This is a genomic window from Eilatimonas milleporae, assembly GCF_003688555.1.
In the GTDB taxonomy this organism is placed as follows: Bacteria; Pseudomonadota; Alphaproteobacteria; order Sphingomonadales; family Kordiimonadaceae; genus Eilatimonas; species Eilatimonas milleporae.
The window spans coordinates 310,806-329,659 of sequence record NZ_REFR01000014.1 but is presented as its reverse complement, the minus strand read 5'-3'; the positions used below and the strand labels follow the sequence as shown (position 1 = coordinate 329,659).

The 18,854-nt window shown below is 60.0% G+C and carries 17 protein-coding genes; 12 read left to right on the top strand and 5 right to left on the bottom strand.

Annotated elements, in window-relative coordinates; genetic code table 11:
* The first annotated feature begins 385 nt into the window (after positions 1–385).
* The gene (gene zigA / locus BXY39_RS16195) at positions 386–1,606 is read left to right on the top strand and encodes a zinc metallochaperone GTPase ZigA (protein WP_121939916.1); all 1,221 of its coding nucleotides are present in this window, start codon (positions 386–388) and stop codon (positions 1,604–1,606) included.
* Positions 1,603–2,316 (top strand): DUF1826 domain-containing protein, encoded by a 714-nt coding sequence (locus BXY39_RS16190; RefSeq protein ID WP_121939915.1) that lies wholly within the window; start codon positions 1,603–1,605, stop codon positions 2,314–2,316. Before zigA ends, BXY39_RS16190 begins: the two co-directional genes overlap by 4 nt.
* Positions 2,317–2,717: 401 nt before the next feature.
* On the opposite strand, the gene BXY39_RS19805 is transcribed toward BXY39_RS16190, so the two are convergent.
* From BXY39_RS19805 to BXY39_RS16170, 4 genes are all read right to left on the bottom strand, one after another.
* Positions 2,718–3,086 carry a winged helix-turn-helix transcriptional regulator gene (locus BXY39_RS19805; RefSeq protein ID WP_281270024.1) on the bottom strand — a complete coding sequence of 123 codons (369 nt, stop codon included), beginning with the start codon at positions 3,084–3,086 and terminating at the stop codon, positions 2,718–2,720.
* A gap of 64 nt (positions 3,087–3,150) precedes the next feature.
* On the bottom strand, positions 3,151–4,440 hold the full coding sequence (locus tag BXY39_RS16180; RefSeq protein WP_121939913.1) for an NAD(P)/FAD-dependent oxidoreductase: 1,290 nt from the start codon (positions 4,438–4,440) through the stop codon (positions 3,151–3,153).
* A gap of 42 nt (positions 4,441–4,482) precedes the next feature.
* The gene (locus BXY39_RS16175) at positions 4,483–5,616 is read right to left on the bottom strand and encodes an FAD binding domain-containing protein (RefSeq protein ID WP_170163895.1); all 1,134 of its coding nucleotides are present in this window, start codon (positions 5,614–5,616) and stop codon (positions 4,483–4,485) included.
* Positions 5,609–6,295 (bottom strand): DsbA family oxidoreductase, encoded by a 687-nt coding sequence (locus tag BXY39_RS16170; RefSeq protein WP_211332295.1) that lies wholly within the window; start codon positions 6,293–6,295, stop codon positions 5,609–5,611. The genes BXY39_RS16175 and BXY39_RS16170 overlap by 8 nt, the downstream gene beginning before the upstream one ends.
* Before the next feature lie 724 nt (positions 6,296–7,019).
* Here BXY39_RS16170 and BXY39_RS16165 point away from each other — a divergent pair.
* The 9 genes from BXY39_RS16165 to BXY39_RS16120 all read left to right on the top strand — a co-directional run bounded on the left by BXY39_RS16165 (position 7,020) and on the right by BXY39_RS16120 (position 17,820).
* On the top strand, positions 7,020–8,966 hold the full coding sequence (locus BXY39_RS16165; RefSeq protein ID WP_170163894.1) for a TonB-dependent receptor domain-containing protein: 1,947 nt from the start codon (positions 7,020–7,022) through the stop codon (positions 8,964–8,966).
* Between the two features lie 38 nt (positions 8,967–9,004).
* Complete coding sequence (locus tag BXY39_RS16160) at positions 9,005–9,733, top strand: ABC transporter ATP-binding protein (protein ID WP_121939909.1); 729 nt, start codon at positions 9,005–9,007, stop codon at positions 9,731–9,733.
* A gap of 11 nt (positions 9,734–9,744) precedes the next feature.
* On the top strand, positions 9,745–11,169 hold the full coding sequence (locus BXY39_RS16155) for a DUF3526 domain-containing protein (protein ID WP_121939908.1): 1,425 nt from the start codon (positions 9,745–9,747) through the stop codon (positions 11,167–11,169).
* Positions 11,166–12,593, top strand: coding sequence for a DUF3526 domain-containing protein (locus BXY39_RS16150; protein WP_121939907.1), 1,428 nt, complete (start codon positions 11,166–11,168; stop codon positions 12,591–12,593). The genes BXY39_RS16155 and BXY39_RS16150 overlap by 4 nt, the downstream gene beginning before the upstream one ends.
* 806 nt (positions 12,594–13,399) lie before the next feature.
* Positions 13,400–14,233 carry a class I SAM-dependent methyltransferase gene (locus BXY39_RS16145; protein ID WP_170163893.1) on the top strand — a complete coding sequence of 278 codons (834 nt, stop codon included), beginning with the start codon at positions 13,400–13,402 and terminating at the stop codon, positions 14,231–14,233.
* Positions 14,234–14,691: 458 nt separating this feature from the next.
* Positions 14,692–15,216 carry a flavodoxin family protein gene (locus BXY39_RS16140; RefSeq protein ID WP_121939905.1) on the top strand — a complete coding sequence of 175 codons (525 nt, stop codon included), beginning with the start codon at positions 14,692–14,694 and terminating at the stop codon, positions 15,214–15,216.
* Between the two features lie 600 nt (positions 15,217–15,816).
* Positions 15,817–17,112: a relaxase/mobilization nuclease domain-containing protein gene (locus BXY39_RS16130; protein ID WP_147453613.1), complete on the top strand. Its 1,296-nt coding sequence runs from the start codon at positions 15,817–15,819 to the stop codon at positions 17,110–17,112.
* A 73-nt stretch (positions 17,113–17,185) separates the two neighbouring features.
* Positions 17,186–17,539 carry a type II toxin-antitoxin system RelE/ParE family toxin gene (locus BXY39_RS16125; RefSeq protein WP_121939902.1) on the top strand — a complete coding sequence of 118 codons (354 nt, stop codon included), beginning with the start codon at positions 17,186–17,188 and terminating at the stop codon, positions 17,537–17,539.
* Complete coding sequence (locus BXY39_RS16120) at positions 17,536–17,820, top strand: helix-turn-helix domain-containing protein (protein WP_211332294.1); 285 nt, start codon at positions 17,536–17,538, stop codon at positions 17,818–17,820. The genes BXY39_RS16125 and BXY39_RS16120 overlap by 4 nt, the downstream gene beginning before the upstream one ends.
* Before the next feature lie 55 nt (positions 17,821–17,875).
* On the opposite strand, the gene BXY39_RS19200 is transcribed toward BXY39_RS16120, so the two are convergent.
* A complete protein-coding gene (locus BXY39_RS19200) occupies positions 17,876–18,346 on the bottom strand; it encodes a hypothetical protein (RefSeq protein WP_147453612.1) in 471 nt (156 codons plus the stop codon).
* A 117-nt stretch (positions 18,347–18,463) separates the two neighbouring features.
* Between BXY39_RS19200 and BXY39_RS16110 the strand changes: the two genes are divergently transcribed.
* Complete coding sequence (locus tag BXY39_RS16110) at positions 18,464–18,805, top strand: hypothetical protein (RefSeq protein WP_211332293.1); 342 nt, start codon at positions 18,464–18,466, stop codon at positions 18,803–18,805.
* Positions 18,806–18,854 lie beyond the last annotated feature (49 nt).

Sequence of the window (18,854 nt, the reverse complement as noted above, 5' to 3'; positions counted from 1 at the left end):
AGGCCGCCCTCGCGGAGGCGATTGCGCGGCAATCCGCCGTGAGCGTAAAGATTCGGATCCAAGAAAGACCTCTCCACCCCATCTCCCCCAGGGCGTGACCACGCCCCGGCCGGTCAGGCCGCCCTCGCGGAGGCGATTGCATGGCAATCTGCCGTGAGCGCAAACCCAACCCCGGCCAGGCCGCCCTCGCGGAGGCGATTGCGCGGCAATCCGTCGTGAGCGTAAAGATTGGACACAGGAAAGACCTCTCAAACCCCGCTTCCCAGGCCGCCCTGTTGCACGCCGGATCAGTTATGTTATAATATATCAAATCATAGACATACGCCGCCTCATCTCCGTCCTATGTCCACCCCGTACATCAGTATGCAACAAGGGTTTCCGCTTCATGTCACTCGCCAATTCCCTTCCGGTCACTGTGCTCTCAGGCTTTCTTGGGGCCGGCAAGACCACCTTGATGAACCACATCCTCAACAACCGGGAGGGCAAGCGCGTCGCCGTCATCGTCAATGATATGAGCGAGGTGAACATCGACGCCGATCTCATCCGGGAGGGCGGCGCCGATCTGAGCCGCACGGAAGAGACGCTGGTTGAAATGACCAATGGCTGCATTTGCTGCACACTGCGCGATGACCTGTTGAAGGAAGTGCGGCGTCTCGCCGAAGACGGCCGCTTCGATTATCTGCTGATCGAATCCACCGGCATTTCCGAGCCGCTGCCCGTGGCCGCCACCTTCAATTTCCGCACCGAAGACGGCGAAAGCCTTGAGGATGTCTCGCGCCTCGACACGATGGTGACCGTGGTCGATGCCGCGAACCTTCTGAACGATTACGCCTCGACCGATTTCCTCAAGGATCGCGGCGAGGCCCTCGGCGAGGAGGACGACCGCTCGCTCGTCACCCTGCTTGTCGAGCAGATCGAGTTCGCCGATGTCATCATCCTGAACAAGATCGACGCCGCCTCGCCGCAACAGCGCGATGCCGCCCGCAAGATCATCCGCTCGCTCAATCCCGACGCGGAGCTGATCGAGACCACCATGTCGCGTGTACCGCTGGACAAGGTCCTCGATACCGGCCGGTTCGACCACGAAAAGGCCCAGGAACACCCCTTGTGGTTCAAGGAGCTTTACGGCTTCGCCGAGCATACGCCCGAGACCGAGGAATACGGCGTGCGCAGCTTCGTCTATCGGACCCGCCGCCCCTTTCATCCCGAAAAATTTCATGCCTTTCTCAATTCCTCCTGGCCGGGGGTCATTCGCGCCAAGGGGCATTTCTGGCTCGCCACCCGCCCGGACTGGGTCGGCGAGGTCAGCCAGGCCGGTGCCCTGGTGCGCCATGAGGCCATGGGGATCTGGTGGTCCAGCGTCCCGAAGGAGCGTTGGCCGGACCATCCGGACTGGCGCCGTCACATCGCCGACGCCTGGGATCCGGTCTATGGCGACCGCCGCCAGGAAATCGTCTTCATCGGCACCGACATGGACGAGACCGCGATCCGTCGCCGGCTCGACGCCTGCCTTGTCGGCGATGATGAGGCCATGGAGATGCGGACCGATGTCTGGGCAACGTTGAAAGACCCCTTTCCGGTCTGGAAACGGGCGCAACCGGCATGACCGCGCTGTCGGCATTGAAGGACGGTCAGGCCCGTGGTGCCGCTCCGCCCGCTCCTGGTCCGCTTGCTCCGGGCATCGATATTTGCGACGGGGCGGACGGCCTTGCCGCCATCACCGCGCCGGCGACGGAGCTTGTGATCTGGCGGCGGGCGCTGCCCTCGGGCTTCCGGGCCTGGCTCGAAAATCTGGATGCGTCCTGTCTGCCCGATCTGCGGGTTCTTGTCTGGCCCGGCAGCGTCCGGCAGGCGGTGGCGCCGCATCTGGACGAATGCGGCCTGCCGCGCGGAGACATGCGGGACGCGTTGATCGCGGATGTGGAAAACCTTGTCCTCGCCTTCTCCCGGATCACCGGGAGCGATCTGGTCGACGTGCGTCTGGAGCGTGTCGACAATGACGCTTGCTGGAAATTTCACCGCGACTGTGTCGAAGCAAGGCTGCTGACGACCTATCGCGGTGCCGCCACCGAGTGGGTGCATCCGCTGCACGCTGAGCGCGCCTTGTCCGAGCAAAAAGCATACACAGGGCCGCTTGAGCATCTGCGGGCCCACGATGTGGCGATTTTCAAGGGCAGTTGCGCCGGACCGGGCAGCGGCATCGTGCACCGCTCACCGCCCGTTGCGGGGTCCGGCCGGACGCGGTTGCTGCTCTGCCTCAACAAACGCTCGGTGGCTTCGCCGCAACCCTGGGGGCCGCCCGCGCCATCCGTGTGAGCACAAAGCAGGTCCCGTGCCGAAATATCCTAAAACAGTCTGCCCCCAGGCCGCGACCGCGCCCCGGCCGGTCAGGGCGCCCTCGCGGAGCGGATCGCATGCGCGATTCTGCGTAAGCGCAGATAACGAACCCAGGCGAGACATCCCAAAAGAGTCTCCCCAGGCCGCGACTGCGGCCCGCCCGGTCAGGGCGCCCTCGCGGAGCGGATCGCATGCGCGATCCTGCGTGAGCGCAGAAGAACGACCCCAGTCCGAGATACCCCAAATCCAGTCTCCCCAGGGCGCGACCACGCCCCGCCCGGTCAGGGCGCCCTCGCGGAGCGGGCCGTGCTAACGGCCCTGGCGTGAGCGCAAACACCGCCCCGGCGGCTGCCAGAGCAGGCTTGAGGCACCGGAAACCTTCAGTCTTGTGCCGTCACACCGCGTTTTCGCATGACGGTTTTCAGGTCCTTTTCGTTCTCCACCGCCCACTGGCAAAGCATCGCGACCGGCTCGTGAATGCGGCGCCCGAGGGGTGTGAGGCGGTATTCCGTCTTCGGAGGAACGACGGGATACACCGTGCGTGCGACAATGCCATCGCTCTCCAGGCGGCGCAGGACCTGGATCAGCATCTTCTTCGAGATGTCGGGGATCTGATGCTGGAGTTCAGAGAACCGCCTTGTGCCGCCTGAAAGGCAGTAAAGGATAATCGGCGTCCATTTGCCCGCGATGACATCGAGGAGTTGGCGCGCCGGATAGCGCTGGTCATAAATCGGTGGTGTCTTGCTCACGGGCCAAAGACTAGGACGTCTGCCAGCCATGAGGCAACCGGGAGATTGCACCCCATGCCCTCGGTCAAGCCGGGGTGTGCGTTTCTTCGAGATGGCGATGGACGAAGGACACCGCCATGGCGCCTTCCCCGACAGCGGATGCGACACGCTTGATCGAGCCATGGCGTACGTCGCCAACGGCGAAGGATCCGGGCACGCTGGTTTCAAGAAAATAGGGCTGACGATCCAGCGGCCAGCAGGCGGGAGGGCGCCCCTGATCGAGCAGGTCCGGACCCGTCACCAGATAGCCCGACCGGTCGCGGATGATAGCCGTGTCCTTCGCCCAGTCGGTGTTTGGAACACCCCCGATGCACACGAAGAGCCGCCGTGTCGGCACCATCTCTTGCGTGTGTGTGGTAAGCGATCGCAAACCGATCTGTTCCAGCGTATCCTCGCCGGCAAGAGCGCTGACCTCGACATCGTGGAGCACGTCGACATTGGAGCGCCCCCGGATGCGGTCAATCAGATAGGATGACAGTGAATCCGCCAGCGAGGCGCCGCGCACCAGCATGGTCACTTTCCTCGCGTGGTCGGCGAAATGCATGACGGCTTGACCGGCTGAGTTGCCCCCGCCGACCACATAAACGTCTTCGTTCAGACAGTAAGGCGCCTCCGCCGCACCGGCGCCGTAGAAGAGACCCGCGCCGAGAAAGCGATCCTCGTTTTCGACGCCGAGCCGGCGATACTCCACGCCGGTCGCGCAGATATTGGATTTCGCGACCATCCGGGACCCGTCCGCCATGCGGACGTGGATCCGGTTGTCTCGGAACTCCGCTTTGACGCCTTCGCTCATCATGATCAGCTCGGCACCGAATTTCACCGCCTGTTGGCGCGCGCGTTCGGCCAACGCGGCGCCGCTGATGCCCTGCGGGAAGCCCATATAATTCTCGATCAGCGAGCTGGTGCCCGCCTGTCCACCAACCGCGTGACGCTCGATCAGAGCCGTGCGCAGGCCCTCGGAAGCCGCATAGACCGCCGCCGACAGTCCGGCCGGCCCCGCGCCATAGATTGACAGGTCATATTCCTTGTACCGGGGTGTCGTGACCCAGCCGAGCCGGTCGGCAATCTCGCGCACACGGGGACCGAACAAGCGCTCGCCGCCCGGAAACTGAACGATCGGAAAGCGCAAGGCCGCGAAATCGGCAAGCCCGAGCGCGGCCCGGCAGTCCTCTTCGCAGGTCAGGTCGATCCACTCGAACGCGACGACGGTGCGCGTCAGGAAATCCCGGACATCATACCCTTCGGTCGACCCGGCGCGGCCGAAGACCCTGATCGCGTTGCCGCCAAGCTCACGGGAAACATGATCGCCCGTCATATGCCGTGTCTCCTTAATCCACCGGTTCGCTTGAGGGCACACTCACCGCCTTTGCGAGCGTTCGCCGAGCATCACGCCGTAATCGACCAGTTGACGGCCAACGGCCATTTGCCGCCTCTCCCAAACCGCCAGCCCACGACTGAAATCGTCATCGGCGCCCCGAAGCGCTTGTGCGAGCGCCATCGAGTCAGCCGCCGCCTTTGCCGCTGCCGCGGCGGTGTGGGGGCGCACGACGAACGCGGCGTCCCCGATAAGGCCGACACGGCCGAAGGCCATTGCCGGCGGCACCACGTCGATGATCGACTGAATGAAGGGGTCCGGGGTTGCCTGAACGAGCCTGGCAAATGGTTCGCTCAGCGTGCCGGTTCGCGCAAACAGGAAGTCCCGTGCCTCGTCGCTGATCTCGCCCTGCGGGACCGATGCATCCCGCCGCCGGCCGGATCGGTCCGTCATCAGCGTGTCCAGCACCGGGCCCGCATCGACATGGATGTACCAAACCCAGTTCAGACGTCGTCCGCCGCGCCCGGTCGCCAGGCCGGATCCCGGAATGAAGTAGCAGAGCGCATGCCCGCCGCCCGTCGTTTGACAGAAACTGAACGTGTCATCGAAGTGGTCGACAAGCTCAGGCTCAAGCGCGGCCTCATCCACGACGCCGCGCCAGGCGACATAACCGGCGTAGCGCGTCATCGTGTCCGGGGCCAGGCGCTCGCGAAATCGGGAGCGGATACCGTCGGCGGCGATCAGGAGATCAGCGTCGATCCGCTCGCCGCCGACACCGATGCTCACCCCGTCGGCCGATTGTGCCTCAAGGGTCAGTTCACAGCCGGAATGATGGCGATCGTCCGGGAAGCCCGATCGCAGCGACGCATGAATTGCCTCCCAGGAGGTGAAGCGCTGTGGCATGCGCGTGGTTTCCACCTGCCCCGTCGCGGCCACAACGGTGCGGCGGATCGAGCAACCCGTCGTCGCCAGGGGCTCAGCGTCCACCGCGGCGATAAGGTCCAAGAGTTCCGGCTGAACAACGATGCCGGCGCCGCGACTCGGCAGTCTGTGCGCGGATCGCTCGAAGACGTGGACGTCGAAGCCCGCGCGCAGGAGCGCATTGCCCGCGCACAGCCCGCCGATCGACCCGCCGGCAACCGCCACCGCCAAATGCTCGGGAACGGGCCTAGGCATGCGCCAATGTCCTTCCCGAAGCGATGACGTTTGCATGGGCTGTGGCTGTGCGCAAGGCGCGCGCGATCACCTCCGCCCTTTGAGCGCCCGAGAAAAGGGAAAAGCGATTGAGCAGGACCGTCGGCACGCCGGTGATGCCCGACCGGCTGAAAGCGCGGGCCTCGGTCCTGACGGCGGCGCGTCGCTTCTGGTCGGCCAGAGCCTGTGCGGTCTCGATCGGGTCAAGGCCGGCCCTGGCGCCGATAGCCGCCAGCACTGTCGGGTCGCCGATATCCTCGCCATCGACGAAATAGGCACGAAACAGGGCTTCGACAACGTCGCCCTGGACATCGCTTTCACCCGCCAGATTGATCAGAACATGACTGGCCAGTGTGTTCGGGGTTTTCTCCATACGCTCGTGATGGAAGTCGAGCCCGTCGGACGCGCCCGCCGCTTTCACTTGAGCATCAAGCTCGAGCGACTTATCCCAGCTGCCGAACTTGGCCGACCGGTAGGTTTTCCGGTCGACCCCCTCCCGCGGCATGTCGGGGTTCAGCTCGAAGGGGCGCCAGAGCACCTTGAAGGCGATGTCTTCGCCAATGGCGGCGAGCGCGGCCTCCAGCCGCCGTTTGCCCACATAGCACCAGGGGCAAATCGTATCGGAAACGACTTCCAGAAGAAACATGGTCTCGCTTTCCATGACGGTCCTTTCGGTGACGGGGATGGCTCCACAGCGGGGCATATATAGCAACAAGGTTACCATAATAATAGTAGTTACCTAAAAGTAACCATGAATGACATCGTGACAGCGCCCCCAAACACCGTACCCCAGGACCCACACACCAAGCCGAGACCCCTCAGCCCCACCCTTCCCAGCGCGCGACCGCGCCTCGCCCGGTCAGGGCGCCCTCGCGGAGCGGGCCGGGATAACGGCCCTTGCGTGAGCGTAAAGCAGCGCCCGTGATGGGCGTTCCCGATTCGCGGCACACCACCACGGCGCGACCGCGCCCCGCCCTGTCAGCCCACCCTCGTGGTAGCGCGGATAACGGCTCCACGGGCGGGGAGCCGCATTATTTTGAAGATTAATTTTGTTATAACGTAACAATGCGCTATTAGGCGAACCTGGTTTGACGCGTGGTCCGGGGACAGCAGTGCACGATATGGGACAACGAGCGTTTTTCGCGGGCACCGCGCCGGCATGCCGGGCGGCCGGAAGCGTATATGCGCAACTCCAGGGTGACGGCCGTGGAAGGATGGTCGCGGTGGGGAACCGTCAGGCGTGTCGGGGCCATTTTGACGCGCCCGGGCACCCGGCGGCGTCCCTGTCGCCTGATATTGCCTGGCTTCGCGAAGGGCGCGCGCCGCCGGATCGTTCACGTTCAAACGCACTTTCCGACTGACTGGAAAAAATGAAGGCCATGTGTATGAAAGAGTATGTAAAACTTCTGTCCGGTGTCGCCGTTTTGCCGCTTTGCGGTCCTGCCTTCGCGACCGAAATGGCGGCCGGTGAAGAGGGGCCGGCCGTTGAAGAGATTGTCGTGACCGCAACGACCCGGAAAACCGATCTGCAAACCGCGCCGGCGAGTGTGTCCGTCGTCGATAAGGAGGAACTGATATTGCGGGCCGCGATCGATCTTGCCCAGGCCTTGCAGGGCGAAGAGGGCGTGCAGGTTTCCGGCGTCGGTCAATCGCGTAACGGCATCAGCCTGCGCGGGATGGATGTCGAGCATACGCTGTTCCTGGTCGACGGGCGGCGTATCGCATCGACGAATGCGATCATTGCGCACAGTGACTTTGAATTGAACTGGCTGCCGCCGGCGGCGATCGAGCAGATCGAGGTCGTGCGTGGCCCGCTTTCCTCGCTCTATGGGTCCGACGCGCTTGGCGGCGTGGTGAATGTCATCACGAAAAAGCCGGCCGAGGCGCTGACGGGCTCGATCAGTCTCAATGCCAGCACCCCCCACAATTCCATAGGGGGCGAGGAAGTGAACGCCAATCTCTATGTGTCCGCGCCGCTGATCGACGGCAAACTGGGCGTTTCCGTTTTTGGCGACTATTTCAATCGCGCCGAGCTTGCGGGCGATCTGGATGACGCGGTCTCCAACGTCGAGGCCCGCGAAGCGGCGACCGGGCGTGTCAATCTTGTGTTCACGCCAACGGACAATCAGCGGATCGATCTTATCTACGCGGTCAATGATGACCGTCGCTGGCGCAATTTCCAGCAGGGGGATTCCATCTTTCGCGGTGACGACGACATCACCATGCAGCAGATGGTTTTAAGCCATACAGGCGACTGGAACTGGGGCGGCACGCAGCTCAACCTCTATCGCAACGATGCACTGCGCGTCAATCAGCGCGACGGCATGCCGGGCACCCGCGACCAGCAGGTGATTGACACCGTTATCGACGGCTATGCCAATTTCAGCATTGGCGAGATGCATCACATCACGATCGGCGGGCAGGTCCGCGATGAGCTGCTTGAAGACGAGCTTGTCGCCGAGGACGGCGATCTTCGGGCGCGGCATCGCGCTGTCTTCATCCAGAACGAGATCGAACTGACGGAGCGACTGTCGCTGGTCGGCGGCTTTCGGGCGGACCATCACAGTTTCTTCGGCTGGGAGACCAGTCCGCGCGGTTACATCGTGTACGAACCGCTTGACGGGCTGGTGATAAAGGGCGGCTACGGCGAAGGCTTCAAAGCGCCCAGCCTGCGCGACCTGTCCCCGGACTTCGAGGTCTTCATCGCCGGCGGCGCCATCAGGGTGATCGGCAATGAAAATCTACAGCCCGAACTTTCAAAAACCTATGAGGCGAGCATCAGCTATCAAACCGATACCTGGTCTGTTTCCGCCGGCGTTTTCAGGAACGAGCTCAGGAATCTGGTCGATACCGTATGTATCGCCGGCGATTGCGACGTGTTTTTTGGTCGGACGCTGCAATTCAACAATGTTGATCTCGCCGAGATTGTCGGCGTCGAGGCGTCATTCAAAGCCGAATTGCCGGCCGGTTTCTTCATCGAGGCCAATTATACCCATCTTGACACCGAGGATACGACGACGGGGGAGGAACTGCAAAACCGCGCCCGCCATAGCGCCTACGGCGCTTTGAGCTGGACCGGCCAGAACGATCTGAAGATCCGGCTGCGCGCCCAGTATACGGGCGTTCAACGGGCCCAGGCTTTCGGCCCGGCGCAAACCCTGCCCGACTATGTTTTCGTCTTCGCGGAAGCGGCCTATCCGCTTCGCGATAACCTTCGCATTGTCGCCGGCGTGGACAATGTCACGGATGTGCGGCTCGCGGAAGAATCGCCGCTGTTTGGCGTCAACCTGCCGGGACGTGAATATCGCCTGTCCCTGTTATGCAACTTCTAAAGCCGGCGCGGCACCACCGGGAAAGGAAACGGGAGACCATGCTCGAAGCGAGAAATCTGTCGAAATCGTTTGGCGCGGTGACCGCGCTGGACGGCCTGAACCTTGGCGTCCGGGAGGGAGAAATCCTGTGCCTGCTGGGCGCCAACGGCGCCGGAAAGACCACGACGATCAATTTGTTCCTCGGCTTTCTGGAGCCAAGCGCGGGCGAGGCGCTGGTCGACGGTGTGGCCGTGCACCGGGACCCGGCGGGCGCCAGGGCCAGGCTCGGCTATATCCCCGAACAGGTTGCGCTGTATCCGCAGCTTTCCGGCCTTGAGAACCTTGATTACTTCCTCCGCCTTGCCGGGGTGAAGGCGACCGGGGCCGCGCTTCTGGACGCGCTGGAGGCCGCCGGGCTCGAACGCGCCGCCGCCCGGCGCAAGGCGGGAACCTATTCCAAGGGCATGCGCCAGAAGGTGGGCATCGGCGTTGCGCTCGCCAAGAAAGCGCCGGTGTTGCTGCTGGATGAGCCGCTCTCCGGTCTCGACCCGTCCGCGGCGAACGGTTTGTGCGCATCGCTGCGACGGCTGCGCGACAAGGGGTGCGCGATTTTGATGGCCACCCATGATGTATTCCGCGCCAAGGAAATCGGCACCAGGATCGGCATCATGAAAGGCGGCCGCCTTGTCGACCGGCTTGAAGCCGACACGCTGGATGCGCGCGAAATCGAGCGGATCTATCTCTCCCACATGCATGACGGCGCCGGCGCCGTCATGCATGTGGGCTAGGGGAGGCGGCAATGCTATCCGCGATTGTTCACAAGGAACTGAAAATCCATTGGCGCAGCGGGGTCTTTCTTGCGGTAGCGGCGGCGCTGACCGGGCTGATCGTCATGTCCGTCATTCTGTCCGTTCAACGCGTGGCCGCGTTTGAACGCGAACGCGCGAGCGCCGTGGCCGCCGACCGCGCCATCTGGGACGGGCAGGGCGTAAAGAACCCCCACGGCGCCGCCCATTTCGCGCGCTATGCCTTCCGGCCGACGCCGACGCTGGCGGCCTTCGACCCGGGGGTTTCGGATTATGCCGGCATGGCCCTCTGGATGGAGGCGCATTATCAGAATCCGGCCGTTTTCCGCCGCGCCGAAGAACGGGGAGATACGGGCTGGATCGCGTCGCTGTCGCCGGCCTGGATTCTGCGGACGATGACGCCGCTATTCATTTTTCTCGTCCTGTTCGGCGCCATCGCCGGGGAACGCGAAAGCGGCACCCTGCGCCAGACCGCCGCGCTTGGCGTCGGCCCGCGCGTCCTTGCCGCCGGCAAGCTTGCCGGCGCGGCGCTCGGCCTTGGCGTCGTGATCGCGCCGGTATTGGCGGGGGCGTTGCTTGTCGCCGCGCGGGCCGGCGGGGCCGTGACCCTTGAGGATAACGCGCTGCGGATCGCGGGCCTGACGCTCACCTACGGGGTGTTTCTGTTCGCGGTCGGCGCCACCGCGATCGGCGTCTCCGCGCTCTGTCGGGACCGGCGCGGCGCGCTGATCGCGCTTGTCTCCATCTGGGCGGTCAGCTTTGTCTTTACGCCGCGCCTTGCCGGCGACATTGCCGTGAGCGCCCATCCCGAACCGGACGCCGGCGCGCTCGCCGCGTCGCTGCAAAAAGCCGCGCGCGGGCTCGGCGCCGATGCGGAGGCGATGGCGGCGCTGCCGTCCGAGGCCATGGCTGAATATGGCGTTGAGCGGATGGAAGACCTGCCGATCAACTTCATCGGCTATCGCCTCCAGAGGGCGGAGGAGTACGCCCATGATCTGTTCGCGGAGGTTTATGGCCGGCTTGGCGCGGTTCATGATGCCCAGGAGCGTATTTTGGGCGCGGCGTCGCTCATCTCACCGGTGATGGCCGTAAAACGTCTGTCGGGCGGGCTTGCCGGCGTCGACCGTCTGCATCAGCAGGCCTTCATCGATGACGCCGAAGCGCATCGCCGCGAGATGATCGGCCAGCTCAATCGCGATTTCATGATCAATGGCGCGGATGCGGCCGGCGCCGCCTATACGGCCGACGAAAAACTGTGGCGCCGGATCGAGGATTTCGATCATGGGGCCGTGTCGTTCAAAGCGGTTGCCGGACGCTACCGGTCCAGCGCACTGGTCCTGCTTGCCTATCTCCTGGGCAGTATCGTCTTTGTCCGTTGGGCGGTCGCGCGCGCGCAAAAGCGAGTAATTCAATCATGAAATCGATCATTTTCCTTCTGGAACGCAGAACCTTTCTGTTCGCCGCGCCGGGCATCGCGCTTGTCGCGTCGCTGTTCATCCTGGGTGCTTACGCGGCTTACAGCGGCAAGTCGCAGGTCGCGCGCATAACGCGGGCCCAGGCCGATTACGTTCAGGCCCGCGGTGACGCCCTCGACGCCTGGCGCGACGAACTGGTCAGGATTGAAAGCGCGCCGGACGCGCCCGCGCCCGCCTATGCCGCAAGGCCGATGAATATCCGCAAGCCGGCGGTGGCGCCGCCCGCGCCGCTCGGCGACTTTGCCATCGGGGCGAGCGATTTGCTGCCGGCGCAGACGGAGCTTTCCGCCTGGGTCAATCCGGCCGATCTCTTCAATGAATATGAATTCGCCAACCCCACACTGCTCAGTATCGGGCGTTTCGACCTGTCGATGATGGCGGTGCTTTTATTGCCCTTGCTGATGATCGCCGCGTCATTCGACATCTGGTCCACGGAACGCGAAAGCATGCGGGCGCGATTGATCGCGGCGCAGGCCGGTGCCGTGGAACCGCTGATATGGAGCCGGCTGATAGTCCGTAACGGTCTGATCTGGGGCGTTTTCACACTGGTTGCGCTGGCCGCCGGCCTGGCCGCGCCGGGGCCTGCGGGACTTTCCGCGTCGCGGCTTGCCAATCTGGCGGGCTGGATTGGCGCGGCCTGGGTCTACGGCGCCTTCTGGTTCGCGCTCATCGCGTTTGCGGTGGCTTACTGTCGTCGCGGCGAAACGGTCGCGGCGACGCTGTTTGCCCTGTGGGCGGGCTTTGTCTTTCTCACCCCCGCCATTGGCGGGGCGGTCGGCGAGGCGCTTTATCCGCCGCCGTCAAAACTCGCCGCGCTGTCCGCAATGCGTGACGCGAAGTCCGAGGCGGGGAAAGCGACCGCCGAGCTGACCAAAGGGTTTCTCGCCGACCATCCGGAGATGACCGTCAGCGATGACGACGTGCCTTTCTACTATGCCGGCACATGGCTCGCCAATCGCGAGGCGGCCGTACGCACGGCGCCGATCCTGCACGCTTTCGAGGACAGCCGCCGGCAACGCCGGGAGACGGTCGATCTGCTGCAATATCTCTCGCCGGCGGTGATCGCGAACAGGGCGCTTTTATCCTTTGCGGGCGGTGATGTGGACCGCTACCGCGCCTATCAGGCCGAAGCGCGTGCCGCGCTGGCCGACCTGTCGGAGCGGATCGGCCCGGCGGTCGTCGCCAAACGGCGTCTGTCACTGGCGGCCTATGATGCGATGGACCCCTTCACCTTCACGGAAACCCCTGTGGGCGACAAGGCCCGCGATCTCGCCGTGCCGGTTGCCTTCCTGTCGGCTCTTGCCCTTGCCCTCGGGTGGGGCGCCAGGCGCAGATTGGGCGCGCCTTTGGAGAAAACGCTGCTCTAGCTGTCCGTTCGCGGATGCCTCGGACCCCTTGTGGGGATTTCAGCGCCCGCATGCCGGCAAAATGCGCCCCGTCGGTGCCGGCACCGGCCTGACCCGGCGTGCGATAAAACCGTCGGCGCGTGAGAGGGTTCGCTCGACACCTCCCCCAGGACGCGCCCGCGCCCCGGCCGGTCAGGCCGCCCTCGCGGAGCGGATCGCACGGGCGATCCTGCGTGAGCGCAAAGACCGGCCCCAGACGAGATATTCCAAAATAGTCTCCCCCAGGGCGCGACCGCGCCCCGGCCGGCCAGGCCGCCCTCGCGGAGCGGATCGCATGTGCGATCCTGCGTGAGCGCAAAGACCGGCCCCAGACGAGTTCTTCCAAAATAGTCTCCGCCAGGGCGCGACGGCGCCCCGGCCGGCCAGGCCGCCCTCGCGGAGCGGATCGCATGTGCGATCCTGCGTGAGCGCAAAGACCGGCCCCAGACGAGTTCTTCCAAAATAGTCTCCGCCAGGGCGCGACGGCGCCCCGGCCGGTCAGGCCGCCCTCGCGGAGGCGATTGCGCGGCAATCCGCCGTGAGCGCAAAGTCAACCCCGGTCAGGCCGCCCTCGCGGAGGCGATTGCGCGGCAATCCGCCGTGAGCGCAAAAACCCACGAAACCGCCTACTGTTCTTTCGCCGTGGCGCTACGATAGGGTGACGACACAGTGCCATGTACCGCCGTTTCGGGCCCGTCGCGGGCAGTCGCCTGAACCCGGTTCCGCAAGGGGACGGTCGGCCAAGCGCTCCTGCCGGGCTGCACCCTATCGAGAGGAGACAATCCGCAGTGTATTCGGATCTGATGGACTTCAACAGGAAACCGCGGCCGTTTTCCCGCTACACAACCGATATGCTCTGGACCGATCCCTGGATCGCACGGCAAATGCTGAAAGTGCATCTGGACGACAGCACGGATCTGGCCTCGCGGAAGGGTCGGACCATCGACCGCATCGTGGAATGGTTTGACCGCAAGATCGGCCTGTCGGGCAGGAATGTCTGCGATCTGGGCTGCGGGCCGGGCCTCTATGCCAGACGCATGGCGGCGAGAGGCGCCAGGGTGACCGGCGTCGATTTCTCGGCCGGTTCCCTCGACTATGCGCGGTCCGAAGCCGCCGCCCATAATCTGGATATCGAATACAGACACGCGGACTATCTGATCGACGATCTGCCCGGCGGACAGGATGTCGTCAGCCTGATCTGGTGTGATTTCTGCACGCTCCCGCCCGAGAAACGGCGCGCCCTTCTGGGGCGGATCAAGGCGATGCTGAGCCCCGGCGGGGCGTTTGTTTTCGATGTCTCGACCACGCGGCAATTCGACACGCGGTGCGAGGCCATGACCTACTGCCGCCGTCCCATGGGTGACTTTTGGTCACCGGACGACCACTTCGTTTTCCAGACCACCTTCCTCTATGATCGGGATAAGATCGCCCTGGACCGGTATCTGATCGTTGCGCCGGAGCGTCGGTTCGAGATTTTCAACTGGATGCAGTATTTCGATCCCGAAATGATCTCGCGCGAAGTGCGCGACGCCGGGCTGGTCGTCGAGGACATCCTTGATGTCATGACCGGCGACCCCTGGACCCCGGAAGCAGGAGAGCTTGCCGTTGTTGCACGGGTGTGAACTCTGTTTTCGCCGTGGTTTGCAACATACGTCCGCGCCCTCCACAAAGCCGCCGCATCGCCCGGCATGGAGGCGCGCCGCGCACCCGCCGGCCAATGGCGGACAGATCGGGGCTCTGTTCGAACTCTTTGATATGAGACTTTAGAGGACTGGGAAGCGCAGCTAAAGGCTGCTAACTTCGAGGCGTTGGACGTATGAGCAAGTTTTAAATCGAAGCTACGAATAGCTATATTGCCGAGACATTTAACAAACGGGCTGTGGCACCCCTGCCTAAGAAAAAGAAGAAATGAGTTGCCCCTGTCTCGGTTCGTCCAAACGAAGGCAAACGCGCCAATTTTGGTATCGAATAAATAGATTTGAAAATTTAAAACTTTCTAATTATTGTCAATTAATTGAAATTATAGAATAAAAATAAAAATATTTTTATATTAGATGGGCGTATACCAGGAAATGTAATTATGAGTGATGCAATATCGCTGCTTGCAAGTTCCAGACGTAACGGAAATACAGGAAAATTAATTGATTGGATTGCCGGCGATTTGGGTGGTGAAGTTATTGATATAACTGCACTTGATATTTCTCCGTATGACTATGACCATAAGAATATTCATGATGATTTCATTCCTGTCATGAAAAAAGTCTTGGAATATGACAGCGTGATATTTGCCACCCCCGTATATTGGTATGCCCCCAGTGCTCAAATGAAAATCTTTATAGATAGAATATCGGATTTTTTAGATATTGAAGATTTAAAGGACATTGGGCGAAAACTTAGAAAAAAAACAGCTTATATCGTTTGCACATCTATTGGTGAAGAGGCAGATGACGCGTTTCTGGGATGTTTTAAAAGCACTTTTGGATATCTGGGTATGAAGTATGGGGGGCATCTACATGCAAATTGTGAAAATGGGTTTGAAAAAGAAAAAAATGCACAAAAAGTTGAAAATTTTGTTGGCCTCATACGCGCACGAAAGACATTGTAAAACTCTTTAGAGTATATAATTTTTTCACAGTAATTTTATTTGATCAAAAGGCGTAACTAGAAGCGATATAAAATTTAAATGGCGGAGAGTGGGTGCGAGTCTTCAAACCAATTCTTTGAGATTTTAGCGGATTGGGAAGTCCAGCTTAGAGACCTTGATCTTGCATTTCTGGAGGAGGACTCCTCGGGGGAGACACCAACCCTGAATACAAAACCCCTCCCTGATCGGAGGCCGTATCCATGAACACGGCTTCCATAAAAAACGCCCGGCTCCGCTATCTATCCGATTGAGCGATCAGGAACGCGCGGAGCTGGAGCGCCATGCTGGTGATCAGGCACTATCGGCCTATGTGAAGCATTGCATTTTCAATAAGCGTGCGGCCCCAAAACCGGGCATACTTGATCCGACCCTCGTTGCATTACTGCTCGCGCGATTTGCCCAGTCCGGTCTTGCGGGGTCGATGCGTACTCTGTCAGATGCCGCTAAGACAGATAGGTTGTTGGTAGATGAAGATGTACGGGCGCAGCTTAGGTTGGCTTGCGATGATATTAACGAAATCCGTCTGATCTTGACCCGCGGCCTCGGCGGGCGAGGTGCCAAGTGATCCTTGAAGGCAATCAACGCGGTGGCGGCGCGCAACTGGCTATGCATCTTCTTAAGGAAGAAAATGAGCATATTGATATTCATGAGATCAGAGGCTTTATCGCGGATGATCCGCATGGAGCGTTTGAAGAAGCGCATGCGATATCCAAAGCCACCAAGTGCAGACAATATCTGTTCTCGCGTTCCCTGAACCCGCCCCAATGTGAAGATGTTGCAACACCAGCCTTTATCCGCGCGGCGGATGAAGCCGAACAGCGATTGGGTCTTTCAGGTCAGCCCCGCGCCATTGTCTTTCACGAAAAAGAAGGTAGACGCCATGCGCATGTCGTGTGGTCAAGGATTGCTTTGAACGATGATAAGCTAAAAGCCATCAATCTGCCCTTTTATAAACGCCACCTGACGGCCCTCTCCAAAGAGCTTTATCTTGAGCATGGATGGACACTACCGGACGGTCTTAAAGACCCGGCCTTGCGTGATCCGCTGAACTTCTCCCGTGAGGAATGGCAACAAGCCTTAAGGGTTGGACGGGACCCCAGAGAGATCAAACAAATCTTTCAATCTGCTTGGCGGTATTCCGATAGTGCCAAAGCCTTCAATTCTGCCTTGATGGAAAGCGGGTTCATCATCGCCCGTGGCGATAGACGGGGATATGTGGCACTTGATTATACAGGCGAAGTCTATGCCATTGCCCGATATGCCGGTATTCGCACCAAGGATGTCAAGGCCAGACTGGGGGATGCAGAAGACTTGCCCTCCATTGATGAAGCTAAAACCCTGTTCGCGGAGCGTATCACCCCGAACCTGAAAACCCTGATCAAGAGACAGAAACAATCGCACCGAACACAAGAGAGCATCGTCACAGAAAAAGCCTTTGCCCTTGCCAAGAAACACAAAACGGAACGCCAATCCCTTAACCACTTCCAACAGCAGGCATGGAAAGAGCAACAGCGCAAACGCCAGCAAAGACTGCGAAAAGGCCTATCCGGTCTATGGGCCAGGGTCACAGGGAAAACGAAGATCATTAAAGACCGGAACAGGCTTGATATCTGGCAAACCCTCAAAGCAAACCAGCAACAAAGAGATGATTTGATCTTCGCCCAGAAGATCGCCCGGCAGAAGTTGCAACAGAACATCGCCCGGCTTAAGAAACGCCAGAAACATGACCGCGAAACCCTGCATTATCAAATCCGTCTCGCCCTTAAAATGCAAGGCTATAAGGCTCTTGATCAGGAACGTATGCGCCAGCAACTCAAGGCCAAAAACCGCTCTCCGGGCGGACCGGAATTGGGGTAGGTGTGTCGCGTGTCCAGAATCGGTTACGCTAGAAGATATTTGACAATAATGTACTATATAAGGTACAATTTATATGAATGATAAAGTTATCAAAGCGCGGTTTTATCGCAGCGATACAGGAAAGGAGCCCGTCAAGGATTGGCTTTTATCCTTATCCAAAGACGACCGCAAAGACATTGGAGATAATATTCGCACGGCTGAATTTGGATGGCCTATCGGTATGCCGATCTGTCGGTCTATCAAAGGCCACAAGGGATTGTGGGAGATTAGAACGCGCCTGAAAGACGGGCGGATTGGGCGAGTATTCTTTTGTACGCATGCGGATCATATGATCCTGCTGCACGGCTTTATCAAGAAGCCACAAAAGACACCCGATAAGGAACTGGATATCGCCGCCAAGCGCATGAAAGATTTGGGAGGTATATGATGAATAATGAGCGTATTGGGTCTTCATTTGAAGATTTTCTGAGAGAGGGCGGCACCTATGAAGCAACCACCGAACAGGCGGTCAAGCGCGTACTTGCATGGCAACTGGCGCAAGCCATGAAGCAAAAAGGTATCACCAAGGTTGAAATGGCAAAGCGTCTGGCAACCAGTCGCTCGCAACTAGACCGCTTGCTTGATCCGGAGAATGCGAGTGTCACACTTGCGACCCTTGCCCAGGCGGCAAAAGCTGTCGGGCGGTCCATAAAGGTAGAATTGGTTTAAGAGGTATCGCGGTGTCTGGAAAATATGGCCACCAGTGCGAGATAAGATGAGTCAATTAATTAGCGTTCTTCTTTAGAGTTTCCATCACTATTATTGAGGCAAGATAAAAAGTTCCCGCGCTGATTATCGACCCCAAAATAGCGAAAATTAGGATTATCATCTGCATTAAGATATTTTCCTCAGACAATTCAATCCAAACAATTATACTCACTATTCCAAAGCCAAACTGATAAATTAGACCTACAAATACAGCGACCTTCAAATCCCTAAATCGAGGCCATTTTTGTACTTTTCCATCTTCATCGGCATCGGGAAATAAAATCAGTTGTGACCTTCTAAGGCTCCATACCGGTACAGCTACCGGCAATAGGGCAATGTATTTTACAGATTCTGATGAGTGATAAAAACTATTTGCAAATCCCGATAATTGTTCAGGTCTAAGATATAGCACTACCAACGCAACAATGATCACTAAGAATTCTGGTGATATTATTAAACGCTTGAGAGTTTCCAATATCATTTTCAATGTTGCATATCTCTTTCTCTGGAAATCGCTGAAAAGTATTTATGCGCTTCTTTCGCCAGTTCGTCTGGCTCAGGTTCTTTGTCAAATAAGAAGCTTTTCTTTGTATCAGAAGTTCTTATGATAGTTGCCGCGCTGGTCCTTTTGGCGGCGGATTACCGTGTGCCGTATAAGGTTGGCAGAATACGCAATTACTGGCGTGCCGACACACCCGCTGGCAGGCGTAAAAAGCTTATCGAACAGTGGGACGGATTGGTTCAGGCGCTTGATCGCCATATCAACGGCGTCAAGGAAATGCTGCCTTTGCCCTCCCCAGGGGCCAGGACGAACGACCTCAAAAGCTTTGAGGATAAGCTGTATGCCGTTATTTGTGCTTGGGTCGGCTCTCTCGCCCTGTCACAACAGGCACAGCCCATGGGGGATGAGACCGCCGCGATCTGGGTGCCGACCGGATCGCTCTGACACTCGGACCGCGACTGCTTGGCCGCCTTTTTGGGGACACCCGAAGTCG